This window comes from Candidatus Poriferisodalis sp., assembly GCF_965204125.1.
Lineage (GTDB): Bacteria > Actinomycetota > Acidimicrobiia > Acidimicrobiales > Poriferisodalaceae > Poriferisodalis.
Map to the genome: position 1 here is coordinate 2,824,071 of NZ_OZ241968.1, position 15,090 is coordinate 2,839,160.

The window sequence follows — 15,090 nt, forward strand, 5'->3', positions numbered from 1 at the left end:
GCTTAGGCGGCGACGAGAGGTTCTAGGTGGGCGCGGATGGATTTGGCTACGCGCTCGCCCTTCTCCATGGGGCCGAAATGGCTCAGCTCGGCAAAGGCCTCGAGCCGGCCATTGCCGAGCGACTCGGCGATGGGCTGCGCGACCTGCGGCGGGATGGTGTTCCACATGGCGGGGGAGTCGCCGCGGGCAACAACCGTCGGGCAGGTCACCGCGCTGAAGGCGCTGTAGTCGACCGGTTCGCCAGACTCGTAGATGCGCGCTTCGGTATCGCCCGAGCACGAGAGCCGCACGGCGTCGTCGCCTGACGGATAGGTGCCGATCTCGACGTAAGCCCGCACTGCCTCGGGCTCGCAGCCAGAAAACGGCGGCTTGGAGACGAAGCGGTCGTACGCCTCGTCGATCGTGGCGAAGCGGATGCGTCGACGCCGCGACGCCACCACGAGCTCGTGGTCGGAATCGGGCATGGGAAAGCCGTCGGGCACCAGCACTGGCTCGTACAGGTACAGGCCCCGGTAGCTGCCCGGATGCTGCAGCTCGGCGAGCAGCAGGCTGGCGGCCCCCAGCGAGTGGCCGGCGGCCAGAAGGGGCTCGCCTCCCAGGGCGTTCACCGCGGTCAGCACCTCTTCCACGAAACGCGCCCGCTCCACCGACATGTCGTCGTGCTGCGGGCGTGAGGCGCCGTGCCCCCGGAAGTCCAGTCCCCAGCACCGGAATGTGTCCTGCAGGTGAGGTACCACGGTGGCCCACATGCCGGCATTGAGGCCGTTGCCATGCGTCAGGAGCAGGGGCGTTCCGTGCCCGCCGAGATCATGGAGCACTGCGTGTTCACCGTCTGAGATGGTCAGGCGCATCATCGCCGCCGCACGATAGTGCAGACTCTCGCCATGGCGAACTTCACACGCGGCTCCGTGGACATCCACTACGACGATTACGGCTCGGGCTTCCCCCTGCTGCTGATCGCTCCGGGCGGCATGCGCTCGGCGGCGTCGTTCTGGCAGCAGACCCCGTGGAACCCGATCACCCAGCTGTCCGACCGGTACCGGGTGATAGCGATGGACCAGCGCAATGCAGGCCGCTCCACGGCGCCGGTCTCCGCCGACGACGGCTGGGCCACCTACACGGCCGACCAACTCGCGCTCATGGACCACCTCGGCTGCGAGCAGTTCCATCTGGCGGGCATGTGCATCGGCGGCCCCTACATCATGGGGCTGATCCAGGCAGCGCCCGAGCGGGTCGCGAGCGCCACGCTGTTCCAGACCATCGGGCTCGACGAGAACCGCCGCGCCTTCTACGACATGTTCGACGACTGGGCGCAGGCGATCCGAGACGACCATCCCGAAGCCGATGACACGGCCTGGGATCAGTTCCGCTCGAACATGTACGACGGCGACAACTTCCTGTTCAACGTCGACCGGGACTTCGTCGCGACTGTCCAGACGCCGCTGCTGGTGCTGCTCGGCAGTGACCTGTACCACCCGGAGTCGTCGTCGCGGATCGTCCATGAGGTGGCACCCAACTCCACGCTGATCGAAGACTGGATGGACGGCGACGGAAGGACCGCAGCGATGGACCAATTCGCTGCATTCCTGGTCGCACATACCCCCTGAGCTGGGCCCGCGGGGAGGCAGCGAAACCGGCGTTGTAGGCTCGGCAGTGGAGGCTGTGAGGCCGGAAAGGGAATGACGTGGGCCGTCGAAAGCAATCTCGAATCAGTCGTTTCCGGTCTGAAATCAGCTCGTTCCTGTCGGGTATGTCTCGCAAGAACTCACCGCGCCATCCGCATCCCTTCGAGAAGGCTGCCCGGACGATCAAGGAATCCTCTCACGTCGCTCGAGGGACAGGAACGGGTCCCGCCCATCGCACCAGCCCGGTCGATAAGGGCATCGAGCAGGTCGCCGCTGAGGGCTACAAGCTCGACGAAGGTTCGCATCGCGGCTGATCCGAAGAGCGCGGCTCGAGGCCCCAGCAAACGGAGCTGCCGTCGGGCCGCGTCGAGATCTGTCGGCGAAGGCGGTGAACGCTACGTTGCCGCCTATGGCGAACAGCAGTGATTCGTACGCACCCGGGCCGGCTAGTGCGCGGCTGGATGGCAAGGTGGCTGTGGTCACCGGGGCAAGCCGGGGCATCGGCGAAGCCAGTGCACGGGCACTGGACGGCGCGGGTGCCCGGGTGGTGCTGGCCGGTCGCACCACGGCAGATCTGGAACGCGTCGCAGCCGAACTGCAGCATGACCCGGTGGTCCTGACGGCCGATCTTGCTCCCGCAGGTGCGGGCACTGACTTGGCTCGGCGAATTCTCAACGAGGTCGAGGGCGTCGACGTGCTGGTCAACAACGCGGGCATCCCCATGCGACGCACACCTGCTCAACTCACTGAGGACGACTTTGACTTGGTCTTCTCGATCAACGTGCGTTCGCTGGTCATGCTGAGCACCGGGTTGGCGCCATCGATGGTCGCTCGCGGCGGGGGATCGGTGATCAACATCAGTTCCGTCGCCGGCGTGCACGGACCGCTCGGCCGCGTCGCCTATGCCGGCACCAAGGGCGCTGTCGACGCCATGACCCGAGCGCTCGCAGCCGACTGGGGCCCCGACGGCATCCGGGTGAACTCGATAGCGCCCGGTCTGATCGCGACGGCCATCTGGGAGGACGCCCGGAACAACGTACCGGGTCTCATTGAGGACCTCGCCGGCCAGATTGCGCTCAAGCGCTGGGGCTTCGGTGACGACATCGCCGACGTCGTGCTGTTCTTTGCATCGGATGCATCCCGCTACGTCACTGGCGAGACGCTGGTGGTGGACGGCGGGTTGGCCCGTGTGACGGCCTCGAACGCTCCGCCGGCCCTGCCGGAACTCGAGGACTGAGCTGCGCTCGAACGCGCGAAGGGCGCCGGACCGCGGTCCGGCGCCCTCCGTTGTGCGCCTGAGCCGTCAGCCCTCCCGGGCTGCGGCTGCGTTCAGTTGCTTACGCAGCGGCGCGTGCTGCGTCGAGCCAGGCGTCGACCGTGGCCCGGTTGTTGGCGATCCAGTCAGTAGCCAGATCTCCCGGAGCAGCGCCCTCGCCCTGCTCCACATTGGCCAGCGACACCTCGATCACCGACAGCTTCACCGCTTCGAGCAGTGCCGCCGCCGCCGGGTTGGCAGCGAGGAAGTCGTTGTTGGCGGTAACGAGGATGTCAGCCGCAATCCAGCCGATCGGGCACAACCCGTCAGCATTGTCGGCCGCCGACGGGCACTGGTCCGGACCGATGGCTGCGTAGCCGCCGCTGCCGTCCTCGCCACGCTGCGAGTGCTCCTCGCCGCCCTCAGTGCCAGACGGGTTGGAGTCGTCGAGGATCTCGTCGACACCCATCCAGTAGACGTTGTCGCCCGGGCGCAGCTGTGTGATGTACGCCGACGGCGTCCAGGTGTAGGCCACCATCGGGACGCCCTCATTGGCCGAGTCGACGGCCTGAGCGAACATGGCGTCATAGCCGGCGATGGTCTGGTTGATGTTGTCCCAGCCCGAGAACAGGATCTGGTTGGTGATGATGTTGTCGCAGGTCCACGACTCGGGGCAGCCGAAGATGTCGGCGACGCCGTTGCCCGGCACCGGGTCGGTGGCGTCGAATGCGGCCAACGCGTCGGCGTTGCTGTTCAGCGCATCCATCGTGTACACGCCGTACTCGTCTGCGAACGACTTGGTCACCAGGAAGCCCTGCAGGCCGCCGGCGATCATTTCCTCGCCGACCACCGTCAGGTGATCGCCGACGAGTGATCCGTCAGGCAGCTCGCCTGCCAGCCACGCCAAGTGCCCCGGATACCAGCTGTTGGCCCAGAAGTCCATCTGGCCCTCGGCCATGGCGATGTAGGCATTGTTGGGCCCGAGCTCGAGTTCGGCCGGGTCGCTCACCGTGTAGCCCAGCTCCTCCAGCAGCTGGCGGTACAGCTGGGCTTGGAAGTAGCCGGTGCTCCAATTGGCCTGACCCATGGTGACGCTGACACCCTCACCGGGTGTCATCGACATCTCTTCTTCCATGGGCTCTTCTTCGACCATGGCTTCGGTCGTGGCGGCGGGAGCCTCTGTCTCAGCAGTGGCAGTGGCGTCGCCGTCATCGTCGTCGCCGCACGCGGCAGCGAACAGTGCGAAGGCTGCTAGTAGCAGCAGCAGCTTGGTCCATCGTTTCGATTTCATTGCGGAGATCCTCCCTGATCTGCGACAGATTGCGTCACGCGGCGCACCGTGTTGCGACCACGCATGTGCGGCGCCGTTCGCCCGGCTCGACGAGGGCTCCTTGCGCAGCAGCGTAGTCGGGCCTTGTGCGCGCCTAACACCCTAGACCGCGCATACATGTTCGGAGTGCTTTGGGCGGTGGGGAGCGATTGCTAGCCCGAGTTGACGGGAATATCGCCGTAGATCTTGTTGCGCTCGAACTCTGAGAGAGTTCCACGGGCTGTGGCGAACACCGTCACCCCGGCAGTGAGCACGAACATCGCTCCGACACCCGAGACAAAGTTGGTGTCGGCGACACGCACAATCGTGACGATCCACGCGAGGGGAACTACCGCTATGCCGAGACCGAGTCCGGCGACCACGGTGCTCCACCGGTAACGGAACGTTTCGTCGATGCCGAGCAGGCCGATCGCCGGGATGCTCAGTCCGAGGGCCGCAATACCCGCTATCAGCGTCCAGATGCCCAAGCCAGCGCCCTCGGACTCGAATCCGTCGTGGATGATGTCACCCTGTCGCTGGGCCTGCTCAATCTTCGCTGCAATGTCTGCAGCCCTCACGCCCTCGAGTGCGAGTTGACGGCGTTCCTCGCTCTGCAGCTCTTGTGCCAAGTCCAAGTCTCCGGCGGCCTCAGCCTCGTCCGCAGCGATCGCTGCGACGCGTGCCGCCTCTGACGCCGCTGCGCCCTCGGCAGCTATCTGATCAAGCTCAGCTTGCAGTTCGTCGTCGATGACTGACTCGGCGCGAGTGTCAAAACTCCATCCGGCGTAGCCGCCCATCACCAACAGCAGGACGGCAAATGACCCGCCGAGCAGGCGGCCCCAGCCCACATTTGCCGACAAGGGCCTGCGAGCAGTCATCGGTGCCGACCACACCCACACGAGCGCGCCGACCGCAGCGATGAGCGTTCCGATGACTGCGATGTACACGCCTGCGCCGGTGCTGTAGATGCCCAGTTCCGCGACGTTGTCAGGCGGTCGGGCGAACATGTACGCGACGGCGGGAATCAGTGATGCCAGCGAAAAGACGACGGCACCGTGAGCTGACAGCCAGCGCGAGCCCTGACCAGGCCGCAGCAGCGTGTTGAGGGCGGCGAACAGCGCCGCCGCGCTGAGGATGGCGAGAAAGATGCCGAACCACGAACCGCCAGATGCCGAGACACCGTTGAAGCTGTTCGATACGAAGGTCGTGGCGCCGGTGTCACAGATCAACTCTGTCCCGTCGGCCGCCAGCGGGTCGAGAGACCGTGCCTCGACCCAGTTGCCAGCGCACTGCTCTGTACGGAGATCGACATCGGTGGTGCGCGCGTAGGCCGATACCAGGCCCGCATCGGAGTTCCACGGCAGCAGCAGGGCGACGAGGGCAACGACAGCGCCGACCGCGGTGACGATGACAGCGCTCCGCTCGCGACTGCCCGCCGTCACGAATGCCTCATCTGGTGCGTCGGGTTCGGCATCAGGAACCGATCCCGACGCGTCGGCCTCCTCGCGCTCCGCGAGCAGATTCTCCGGCGTCCGGCGGTTCCGCCACGCTTGCGCGATCCGGGTGATGAGGTTGCCCGAATCCCCGGCTTCGGGCTGGCTCAGCCGGTCGAGCACGACTGCCACCAAGAAGAACGCCAAGCCGCCGGAACCGGCCTGCGCGATGTCCAGATTGGAAATGGCCTGGAAGAGCAGCCGGCCGAGGCCGCCCGCGCCCATGATCGCAGCGATGCCCAGCATCGAAATTGCCAGCAGCAGGGTCTGGTTGAGACCGGTCATGATCGCCGGCCGAGCCAAGGGCAGCTGCACGTCGGTCAAGACACGCCACTCCGGCGCGCCGTATGCACGTGACGCCTCCACGACATCTTCGGGCACCTGCCGGATCCCGAGATTCGTCAGCCGGATCAGGGGCGGCAACGCGAAGGTCATCGTCACCATCGTCGCCGAGACGACTCCGACGCCGAAGAAGAAGATGAACGGCAGCATGTAGACGAAGGAATGGACGACCTGCATGGCGTCGAGTACCGGCCGCACCACTTTCCACGCACCGTCGACGCGGCCGCACAAGACGCCGATGGGTATCCCGATCGAAACGCACAGGATCACGGCCACGCCGATGAAGCCGATCGTCAGCGCTGTCTCACGCCAGTAGGCCTCACCCAGCAAACCGCAGATGAGCAGCCCGACAAATGCCAGGAACCCCACCTGGAAGTTGCGGAACAACCAGCCGAGCAGGAAGACGGCGATGCACACCGTCAGCCACGACATCTGCAAGAGCCATTCGTCGACGATCACTCTCAGCAGGCTTCGAAACGGCCATTCGATGATCTCCAAGGTGGCCTTCATGTTGTTGTCCACCCAGAAGACGACCTGCTCGACCCAGTCGCCTACCGGTATCTGCCAGTTGTCGAGCACGGTGTTCTGGCGGACTTGGGCGACGACGCCCGATGAGCATTCGACGAGCTCGTCCTCTGAGTCGACAATGGCATCCCGGCATTGGATGACGCCGTCGGGTGTGGAGAAGAGGCGATTGCCCGAGGCCACCGTCTCCTCGGGCCTGACGCGGTACCACCACATGACCACGATGCCGACGAGACCGCCGGCCGCCAGTCCGTAGCGGCGTCCGATAGCGCCCCCGAACAGCAGCAGCGCCGGCACGATGAAGATGGCCAGCAGCAACGCCCACTCGATGCCGGTGGTCACCCAGTCGACAATGCGATCGCCCGCCTCGGGCGCCGTAATCGTGTCCACGAATTCGTCGAAGAAATGGCCCGAATCGTCTGCTTGTTCGCCGTTGGCCTGGGCGAGGAGCATGGCGGCGCTCACATGAACACCTCCCGCTCGAAGCCCTCTATGAGCCCCTCGACCCGGCCCATCTCCTCCATGATCAAGCGGGGATCGACGTTGCCGATGAGCTTGCCGTCTTCGTCGACGACTGCGATGGACAGGCCGCGTCCCGCTGCCGCATACAGCTCGTTGAGCGTGGCGTCAGGGCTGCACTTGTCGAAATCGGTTCTCAGCGCCTTCTTGAGGTCATTGCTGCCCATGCTGCGGGCGCGCAGGCCGTCGGCAGCCGTCAGCAGCGAGACCGGTTTGCCTGACGAGTCGCAACAGAAGCGGCCGGCAATGTCCTGGCAGAGCGTGAGTGCATCGCTGAGCGACATGTCAGCAGGAATCGGCCGGGGCTCGCTCATGACTTCGTGCGCCTTGATGACCCGTCCCTGGTCGACATCTTGGACGAACTCGGCCACGTAACCCGTGGCAGGCTCCGTGAGTATCTCCTCGGGCGTGCCGATCTGCACCACGGCGCCGTCCTTCATGATGCAGACCCGGTCGCCGATGCGCAGCGCCTCGTTGAGGTCGTGAGTGATGAACAGGATCGTCTTGTGGACCTCGGCTTGGATCTCCATCATCTCGTCCTGCATCTGACGCCGGATGAGGGGGTCGAGTGCACTGAACGCCTCGTCCATGAGCAGGATGTCGGGGTCAGAGGCCAGCGCTCGCGCCAGACCGACACGCTGCTGCATGCCACCGGAGAGCTGGGCGGGCCGGTGGTCGGCGAACGCAGCCAGCCCCACCAGCGACAGTGCCCGCATCGCGGCTTCGTTCCGCTCGGAGCGATCGACCTTTTGCACCTTGAGCCCGTAGCCGACGTTGTCGAGCACCTTGCGGTGCGGAAAGAGAGCAAAGTGCTGGAAGACCATGCCCATCTTCTCCCGACGGAACTCTTGCAGGTCGGTTCCGTCGAGCTTCTGCACGTCGACGCCGTCCACCAGCACTTCGCCGTGGGTGACGTCGTGCAGCTTGTTGACCATCCGGATGGCTGTCGACTTTCCCGAACCGGACAGGCCCATCACCACGAAGATCTCGCCCCGCTTGACGGAAAAGTTCACATCGGTGAGCCCGACGACGTGCCCGGAGAGTCGTTGCACGTCGTTCTTGGGCACGCCGGAGCGTGCCAGCTCGAATGCGCGGCCTCTCGGCTGCGGCCCGAAGATCTTGTAGACATCGCTGAGGCGGATGATCTCGTCGCCCTCGGCAGCTCCGTTGGCTGCGTCGTCGCTCATGTGTCCCCCCTGGTTTGTCGGCTGCCACGTTAGGCGCGCCGCGAGCGCCGGTCGGTAATCCGCTTGCGTCCGCCTGGAAGCAGCGGAAATCGCTTGCGATCGCGAAAGAACAGGAAGCGGCCAAACCTGTGCGATCCTGTTGGCCGTGACGCGCTTGGGGTTCCTGCTGGACAGCGGCGCGTGCATCGGCTGCCACGCGTGCACGGTGGCCTGCAAGAGCGAGCACGACGTGCCGCTCGGCGTCAACCGGACCTGGGTCAACTACGTCGAGACCGGCGAGTTCCCCGAGACGCAGCGGCACTTCGCCGTGATGCGCTGCAACCACTGCGACGACGCGCCCTGCATCTCGATCTGCCCGACCGGCGCGCTCTTCCGGGCGTCCAACGGCGTGGTGGATTTCGACGATTCCCGCTGCATCGGCTGCAAGGGCTGTATGAACGCATGCCCGTACGACGCGCTGTACATCTCGCCGGCAACCGGCACGGCTCATAAGTGCAACTTCTGCCAGCACAAGCTGGAAGTCGGGCTCGAGCCCTCGTGCGTGTCGGTCTGCCCGACTCGGGCCATCACCGTGGTCGATCACGACGACCCGGCGGACCCGGCTGCCGATCGCATCCGCGCCGAGGATCTGCCGGTGCGGGCGCCCGAGCGCCGCACGCTGCCGAAGGTGCACTACGCGGGCACCGTGCCCGAGGCCCTGGATCCGCTGGCGCGCCCGGTGGCTGACGACGGGCTGATCTGGGCCGACTGGACCGGCAGCGCCTCCTGGCCGACCGCGCCGGCCGCCTCACAGGCGGCCCCGGCGGCACGCACGGCCTACACGGTGTCCCACGACGAGCCGTGGGGAGCCAAAGTCGCCGGCTACATGGTCACCAAGGGGGTGGCGGCCGGGGTGATGCTGTGGGCCGCTGCCGCGGCGTTGCTGGGCTGGGACGACCGTGCCGCCGTCGCCACGGGACCGGCGGTGATCGCCCTGGTGGCGCTGGCAGTCACGGGCGTGCTGCTCATCGCCGATCTGAAACGGCCCGAGCGCTTCTGGTACCTGTTCGCCAAGGGCCGGCTCCGCAGCTGGATCACCGCGGGGGCGTGGGTGATCATGATCGACGCGACGCTGGTGATGCTGTGGGGCATCGCGGGCCTGTGGGGCGGTTCGACCTGGTTCGTGGTGCTGATCGGCCCGACGGCGGTGTTCTCGTTGCTGACCGCTGCGTACACGGCGTTGCTGCTGCGCCAATGCCGAGGTCGGGTGCTGTGGGCGGACCGGCCGGTGCTCTTGCTCATCGGCCGGCTGGTGGGTGAGGCCCTGCTGGGAGGCGGCGCGGTGTGGGGGGCCTTTGTGGTCCTCCGAGCGAACGCCGCAGCTTTTGCTTGGGCTCCAGTCGTTGCTGCCGCGGTCTTGGCATGGCTCTACCGGCACGACCGGGCTTATCTGCGTGCGGCCCAGGCGGTGCCCCTGTCATGAGCGAGCACCGCACCAGCGAACACAGCTCCCCGCCAGGCCCAGCAGCCAGCCCGGCAATGCACCTCGGTTCGGCGGCTCCTCACGACCAATGGCATGACTGGTCTGAGCTCGACGCCGCAGCGTGGCCGGAACGTGTCGAGCGCAACTACACCCTGGTGCCCACCACCTGCTTCAACTGCGAGGCGGCCTGCGGTCTCGTGGCCTATATCGACCGAGACACCGATGAGGTCGTGCGTTTCGAAGGCAACCCCGAACACCCCGCGTCCCGGGGTCGCAACTGCGCCAAGGGCCCCGCCACGATCAACCAAGTGCACGACACCGAGCGCATCCTGTACCCGCTGCGCCGGACGGGTGAGCGCGGCAGCGGCGGATGGGAACGCGTCAGCTGGGACGAAGCGCTGACCGAGATCGCTGCACGCATCCGGACGGCCATCGTCGAAGGCCGCCGCGACGAAGTCATGTACCACGTCGGCCGGCCGGGCGAAGACGGCTACACCGAGCGAGTGCTCACGGCGTGGGGCATCGACGGGCACAACAGTCACACCAACGTCTGCTCCTCCAGCGCCCGTGTCGGCTATGCGACATGGATGGGCCACGACCGGCCCTCATCGGACTTCGCCAATGCCGAGGTCATCTTCCTGATCTCGAGCCACCTCGAGGCCGGGCATTACTTCAACCCGCACGCCCAGCGCATCATCGAGGCCCAGCAACGGGGTGCGACGGTGATCTGCGTCGATCCGAGGCTGTCGAACACGGGGGCTAAGGCCGATCACTGGCTGCCGGCGTGGCCTGGCACCGAACCGGTCCTGCTGCTGAGCCTGGCCCACCTGTTGCTCGAAGCAGGTACGTGGGACCGAGCATTCGTGCACCGCTGGACGAACTGGCAGACCTACCTGGCCGAGACCCGGCCCGATCTGCCGCCGACGTTCGAGTCGGTCGAGGTGGCGCTGCGTGACGCCTACGCGGAGTACACGCCTGAGCGGGCCGCAGAGCTGTGCGGGGTGGACGCGGACAATCTGCGTGAGATTGCGCATGCGATCGGCGGGGCACTCGGCCGTTTCGCCTCCCACAACTGGCGCGCCGCCGGCGCGGGCAACCTGGGCGGCTGGCAGACCGCGCGGTGCCTGTTCCTGCTCAACGTGCTCACCGGTTCGGTCGGCACGGTAGGGGGCACCACAGGGGCCGGCTGGCACAAGATGAAGCCGGTGCCGCCGCTGCGACCGCCTCCGGTGGAGCACTGGAACGAGCTGTCGTGGCCGCGTGAGTACCCGCTCAGCCACCACGAGATGTCGATCCTGCTGCCGCACTTCCTGCGTGAGGGCAGGGGCAAGCTCGACACGTACTTCACCCGCGTCTACAACCCGGTGTGGACGAACCCCGATGGGTTCAGCTGGCTGGAGACGCTGAGCGATCCCGAGCGGGTGGGCTGCCATGTTGCGCTCACGCCGACGTGGTCGGAGACGGCGTGGTTTGCCGACTACGTGCTTCCGATGGGCGTGGGCTCGGAGCGCCATGACCTGGCGTCGTTCGAGACACATGCAGGCCAATGGCTGGGCTTCCGCCAGCCGGTGATGCGGCGATATGCCGAGCTGCGGGGCGCCGAACTCGGCCCCGACAGCCGGACCCACGAATTCAACCCGGGCGAGGTCTGGGAGGAGAACGAGTTCTGGATCGACCTGTCATGGCGGATCGACCCCGACGGCTCGCTCGGCATCCGTCAGTGGTTCGAGAGCCCGTCCCGCCCTGGCGAGCCCATCAGCATCGACGAGTACTACGAGGCGATCTTCACCGACGAGGTGCCCGGCCTGGCCGACGACGCCGCAGCCGCGGGGCAGACGCCGCTCGAGTTCATGCGCGACCGGGGCGCTTACGCAGTGCGCGGCGATCCCTACGGTCATCACGAGCGAGTTGTTCAGCCCTCGCAGCTGGCCGGCACCGTCCTCGGCGACGACGACGTCCACCGGCCGTCGCGCGACACCATCGGCGGCGTCACCACGTCGCTGCCCCCGTTCGGCGACGGCTCCGTGGCGGTGCAGGTGGCAGGAGCGGCCCGTGCCGGGTTCCCGACGCCCTCGCGCAAGCTGGAGCTGTACTCGACGACGTTGGCCGAGTGGGGCTGGCCCGAGCATGCGACCCCCGGCTGGATACCCAGCCACGTTCATTGGCAGCATCTCGATCTGGCCGGCAACGAGCGCATCCTGGTGCCGACGTTCCGCATCCCGACCCTCATCCACACCAGGTCGGCGAATGCCAAGTGGCTGGCGGAGATCAGCCACCGCCATCCGCTGTGGATCCACCCATCCGACGCCGAGGCTCTCGGCATAGGGGTGGGAGGCCTCGTGCGGATCAGCACACGCATCGGCCACTTCGTCATCTCGGCCTGGCGCACCGAAGGCATCCGCCCCGGCGTGGTGGCGGCCTCGCACCACATGGGTCGCTGGCGCCTCGACCCCGCCGCTCAATCACAGACTGAGCCCCCAGACGAGCGACCGAGGTCCTGGGCTGGCGGTCCTGCCGAGATCCAGCGCGACGGCACCGTGTGGCTGCTCCGGCGCACCGGGTCGATGGCGCCGTTCGCCTCCGACGACCCCGATTCTGAGCGGGTCTGGTGGAACGACACCGGCGTCCACCAGAACCTCACGTTCTCGGTGCAGCCTGACCCGGTCTCGGGCATGCAGTGCTGGCACCAGCGGGTGCGCGTGGGGCCGGCCGAACCCGGCGACCGCTACGGCGATGTGATGGTCGATACCGAGCGCGCCCGGGCCGCCTATGAGGAGTGGCTGGCGATGACCCGACCGGCTCCCGGTCCAGGCGGTCTGCGCCGCCCGACGTGGCTGGCACGCCCCCTCAAGCCCACCTCCGAGGCCTACCGCCTCGATTCCTGAGCCGGGCGTCAGCTCGGTTTGTGCGCCTTGCGGGAACCTGCTTCCCAGTCCTCCATCTCGGGTGCTTCCGTGATGGTGCCCAGCACATTCAGCTGCGGGGCTTCGCGCAACGAACGCTTCAGCTCTGCAAAGCCCGGGAAGCGAGCGAGCTCGATGACGGCATTCCACAGCGGCACGGCCTGTTCGTCGGAGGGAACCCGCGAGATCACCGGTCCGAAGAACGACAGGCCGTCGGGCGGCTCGAACGTGATGATCGGCGTGCCGACGTCTCGCCCGGTGCGGCTCAGGGCAAGCTCCGTTTCGGCTTCGATCTCGGCATCCCACGACTCGTCGTCGACCGTTGCAGCGAAGTCCGTCGGCAGACCGGCAGTAGCCAACGCCTCAGCGGTGTGCGCTGCGGTGCCGATGCGATCCCGCAGGCCCGAGCCCTTGGGCATCTCCCAGTAATGCTGGCCCATCGCGTCATACAGCGGGCCCATCACGTCACGGCCCAGCTCGGCTCGCACCTTGGCAGCCACCCGCAGCATGCGCAGTCCAGCGGTATGGCCCTGCTCGTAGCCGGCCGGAAACTCAGTGGCGTAGTCGCGGTGCTTGTTCAGGATGCGCAGCGATATGAAACGCCAGTCCACCGAGTAGCCCGTCTGGGCAACCACCTTCTCGACCCAGCGCGACGTGATCCAGGCAAAGGGGCACACCGGATCCCAGAAGAACTCAAGATCGGGAGGTGCCTCAGCGCCCTCGGCTCCCCGTGTAGTACTCATGCGCGCATGGCTAGCACATGGGCTGTCCAGACATGAGCGGTCCTGACGGTGGCATGCCGGCGCCGGAGATGGTCGAGGTAGCCGACGGCGTCGAGCTCGCGCTGCATCGGCTGGGCGGCGACGGGCCGCCGTTGCTGTTCGTGCATGCCACCGGCTTCAACGGCCGAACCTACGGTCCGCTCACCAGCCGCCTGACCGAGCACTTCACTGTCTGGGCGCCTGATCTCCGCGCCCACGGCTGGAGCCCACCGCCCGCCGATCGGGACTTCCTCTGGACGACGCTGGCCAATGATCTGCTGGGCATCGTCGATCATCTGGGCATCGCTCACGGCGAGTTGGCCTGCGTCGGGCATTCGATCGGCGCCGCGACGCTGCTGCTGGCCGATGCGCAGCGGCCCGGCACCATCCGCCGCATGTATGGCTACGAGCCGGTGGTGTGGCGCATCGAAGATCAATTCGGGCCGGGCGAGAACCCGTTGATCGCTCTCACCACGAAGCGCCGGGAGGAGTTTGCCTCACGCGGCGAGGCCTTCGAGCGCTTCGCATCGCGGCCTCCGTTCAGCGGTGTGCGGGCCGATGCGCTGGCGAGCTACCTGGCCCACGGGTTCGAGGATCTGCCGGACGGCTCCGTGCGGCTGCGCTGCCGCGCTGCAGACGAGGCGGCAACCTACGACGGCGAGTGGGTCTCCACAACGGCTCGCCTCGAAGGCGGCCAGACGCCGGTGGTCATCGGCAAAGGACTCGAGATGACGTTCGAGGACATCGGGGTGCCAGCGCACGAGGCGTTGGGAAACTCGCGGCTCATCACTTATCACGGGCTAGGGCACTTCGGGCCGTTCGAGGCGCCCGATGTGATCGCGTCCGACGCCTTGGCGACCCTGCTGGGTCAGGAACCGGCGGCCGCGCAGCCGGAGACGAAGTCGGCCAAGTAGCCGGCGATGCGCTCGGGCTGGTCGCGATGGGCGACGTGGCCGCAGTCGGCAAGCAGGTGGCCGGTCGCGTTCGGCGCCGACTGGACGATCGTCGACACCTGCGCTTCGGTGCCGTATTGATCGCCCTCGCCCTGCAGCACCAGGACTGGGCAGTCGATGCCTGCGAGCAGCGGTCGGATGTCCCAGTGGCGAAACCGCGGCGTCAGCCAGACGTCTCGCCAGCGTTCGAAGGCGAGGCGGGGGTGGTCGTGATGGCGGGCGAGTCCCGAGATCACCTGCTCGCGCTGGCCGTCGATGGCGCGTATGCCGTCGATGCAGATGTCCTCGATGAACGAGTGCGGCGCGATGACGGCCACGCCGAGCGGCGCCACCGAGCCCGACCCTGCCGCAATCAGCGAGATAGATGCCCCGTCGCTGTGCCCGATGAGGATGGGATATCGGATACCGAGCTCGTCGAGCACGGCGGGCAGCACCTCGGTGGCCTCGCGTTCCATGAAACCGTCGCTGTAGGCCTCGGGCACGGGGTCGGAACGGCCGTAGCCGCTGCGGTCGTAGGCGATGACCTCGAGCCGGCAGCGGCGCGCCAGCACGTCGGGCAGGTCGCGCCACTGAGTGATGCTGCCGAGGCCTTCATGCAGCATCACGATCACCGGGCTGTTCCCGCCGCCGCTGTGCCGGCTGTTGGCGCCTCCGGGAGCGATCCGGCGGTATGCGATGCCCACCGAGTCAACCTGCAGGCGGCCGTCCACGGCGACAGCGCTGCCTGCGTTGACTTCGCCTGCTGCAGAGCTCATC

At 67.0% G+C, this 15,090-nt stretch carries 11 protein-coding genes; 5 read left to right on the top strand and 6 right to left on the bottom strand.

The annotated features are described in order from the left end of the window. Positions 1-2 precede the first annotated feature (2 nt). Positions 3-854 carry an alpha/beta fold hydrolase gene (locus ACOGXD_RS13045; RefSeq protein ID WP_419915466.1) on the bottom strand — a complete coding sequence of 284 codons (852 nt, stop codon included), beginning with the start codon at positions 852-854 and terminating at the stop codon, positions 3-5. A gap of 30 nt (positions 855-884) precedes the next feature. Here ACOGXD_RS13045 and ACOGXD_RS13050 point away from each other — a divergent pair, with 30 nt between their 5' ends. Both ACOGXD_RS13050 and ACOGXD_RS13055 read left to right on the top strand, forming a co-directional pair. After that, positions 885-1,607 (top strand): alpha/beta fold hydrolase, encoded by a 723-nt coding sequence (locus tag ACOGXD_RS13050; RefSeq protein ID WP_419915467.1) that lies wholly within the window; start codon positions 885-887, stop codon positions 1,605-1,607. Between the two features lie 427 nt (positions 1,608-2,034). Further along, a complete protein-coding gene (locus tag ACOGXD_RS13055; protein WP_419915468.1) occupies positions 2,035-2,862 on the top strand; it encodes an SDR family NAD(P)-dependent oxidoreductase in 828 nt (275 codons plus the stop codon). A gap of 100 nt (positions 2,863-2,962) precedes the next feature. On the opposite strand, the gene ACOGXD_RS13060 is transcribed toward ACOGXD_RS13055, so the two are convergent. The 3 genes from ACOGXD_RS13060 to ACOGXD_RS13070 all read right to left on the bottom strand — a co-directional run bounded on the left by ACOGXD_RS13060 (position 2,963) and on the right by ACOGXD_RS13070 (position 8,255). After that, entirely contained in the window at positions 2,963-4,171 is a 1,209-nt protein-coding gene (locus tag ACOGXD_RS13060; protein WP_419915469.1) for a glycine betaine ABC transporter substrate-binding protein, read from the bottom strand. A gap of 191 nt (positions 4,172-4,362) precedes the next feature. Continuing rightward, the gene (locus tag ACOGXD_RS13065; protein ID WP_419915470.1) at positions 4,363-7,014 is read right to left on the bottom strand and encodes an ABC transporter permease; all 2,652 of its coding nucleotides are present in this window, start codon (positions 7,012-7,014) and stop codon (positions 4,363-4,365) included. Beyond that, positions 7,011-8,255, bottom strand: a complete 1,245-nt coding sequence (locus ACOGXD_RS13070; RefSeq protein WP_419915471.1) for a quaternary amine ABC transporter ATP-binding protein — start codon at positions 8,253-8,255, stop codon at positions 7,011-7,013. The genes ACOGXD_RS13065 and ACOGXD_RS13070 overlap by 4 nt, the downstream gene beginning before the upstream one ends. 145 nt (positions 8,256-8,400) lie before the next feature. Between ACOGXD_RS13070 and ACOGXD_RS13075 the strand changes: the two genes are divergently transcribed. Then, positions 8,401-9,717 (top strand): 4Fe-4S dicluster domain-containing protein, encoded by a 1,317-nt coding sequence (locus ACOGXD_RS13075; protein WP_419915472.1) that lies wholly within the window; start codon positions 8,401-8,403, stop codon positions 9,715-9,717. Further along, a complete protein-coding gene (locus ACOGXD_RS13080; protein WP_419915473.1) occupies positions 9,714-12,602 on the top strand; it encodes a molybdopterin-dependent oxidoreductase in 2,889 nt (962 codons plus the stop codon). Before ACOGXD_RS13075 ends, ACOGXD_RS13080 begins: the two co-directional genes overlap by 4 nt. Positions 12,603-12,610: 8 nt before the next feature. Here ACOGXD_RS13080 and ACOGXD_RS13085 read toward each other — a convergent pair whose 3' ends face one another. Continuing rightward, complete coding sequence (locus ACOGXD_RS13085) at positions 12,611-13,363, bottom strand: hypothetical protein (RefSeq protein ID WP_419856311.1); 753 nt, start codon at positions 13,361-13,363, stop codon at positions 12,611-12,613. A 32-nt stretch (positions 13,364-13,395) separates the two neighbouring features. Between ACOGXD_RS13085 and ACOGXD_RS13090 the strand changes: the two genes are divergently transcribed. Then, positions 13,396-14,295, top strand: a complete 900-nt coding sequence (locus ACOGXD_RS13090) for an alpha/beta fold hydrolase (protein ID WP_419915474.1) — start codon at positions 13,396-13,398, stop codon at positions 14,293-14,295. On the opposite strand, the gene ACOGXD_RS13095 is transcribed toward ACOGXD_RS13090, so the two are convergent. Then, positions 14,250-15,089, bottom strand: coding sequence for an alpha/beta fold hydrolase (locus tag ACOGXD_RS13095; protein WP_419915475.1), 840 nt, complete (start codon positions 15,087-15,089; stop codon positions 14,250-14,252). The genes ACOGXD_RS13090 and ACOGXD_RS13095 overlap by 46 nt on opposite strands. Position 15,090: the final 1 nt, after the last annotated feature.

Excerpts from the sequence above, each read along its gene's own strand:
- ACOGXD_RS13060 (WP_419915469.1), bottom strand. The coding sequence starts at position 4,171 with ATGAAATCGAAACGATGGACCAAGCTGCTGCTGCTACTAGCAGCCTTC.
- ACOGXD_RS13045 (WP_419915466.1), bottom strand. The coding sequence starts at position 854 with ATGATGCGCCTGACCATCTCAGACGGTGAACACGCAGTGCTCCATGAT.
- ACOGXD_RS13085 (WP_419856311.1), bottom strand. The coding sequence starts at position 13,363 with ATGAGTACTACACGGGGAGCCGAGGGCGCTGAGGCACCTCCCGATCTT.
- ACOGXD_RS13050 (WP_419915467.1), top strand. The coding sequence starts at position 885 with ATGGCGAACTTCACACGCGGCTCCGTGGACATCCACTACGACGATTAC.
- ACOGXD_RS13090 (WP_419915474.1), top strand. The coding sequence starts at position 13,396 with ATGAGCGGTCCTGACGGTGGCATGCCGGCGCCGGAGATGGTCGAGGTA.
- ACOGXD_RS13055 (WP_419915468.1), top strand. The coding sequence starts at position 2,035 with ATGGCGAACAGCAGTGATTCGTACGCACCCGGGCCGGCTAGTGCGCGG.
- ACOGXD_RS13070 (WP_419915471.1), bottom strand. The coding sequence starts at position 8,255 with ATGAGCGACGACGCAGCCAACGGAGCTGCCGAGGGCGACGAGATCATC.
- ACOGXD_RS13080 (WP_419915473.1), top strand. The coding sequence starts at position 9,714 with ATGAGCGAGCACCGCACCAGCGAACACAGCTCCCCGCCAGGCCCAGCA.
- ACOGXD_RS13095 (WP_419915475.1), bottom strand. The coding sequence starts at position 15,089 with ATGAGCTCTGCAGCAGGCGAAGTCAACGCAGGCAGCGCTGTCGCCGTG.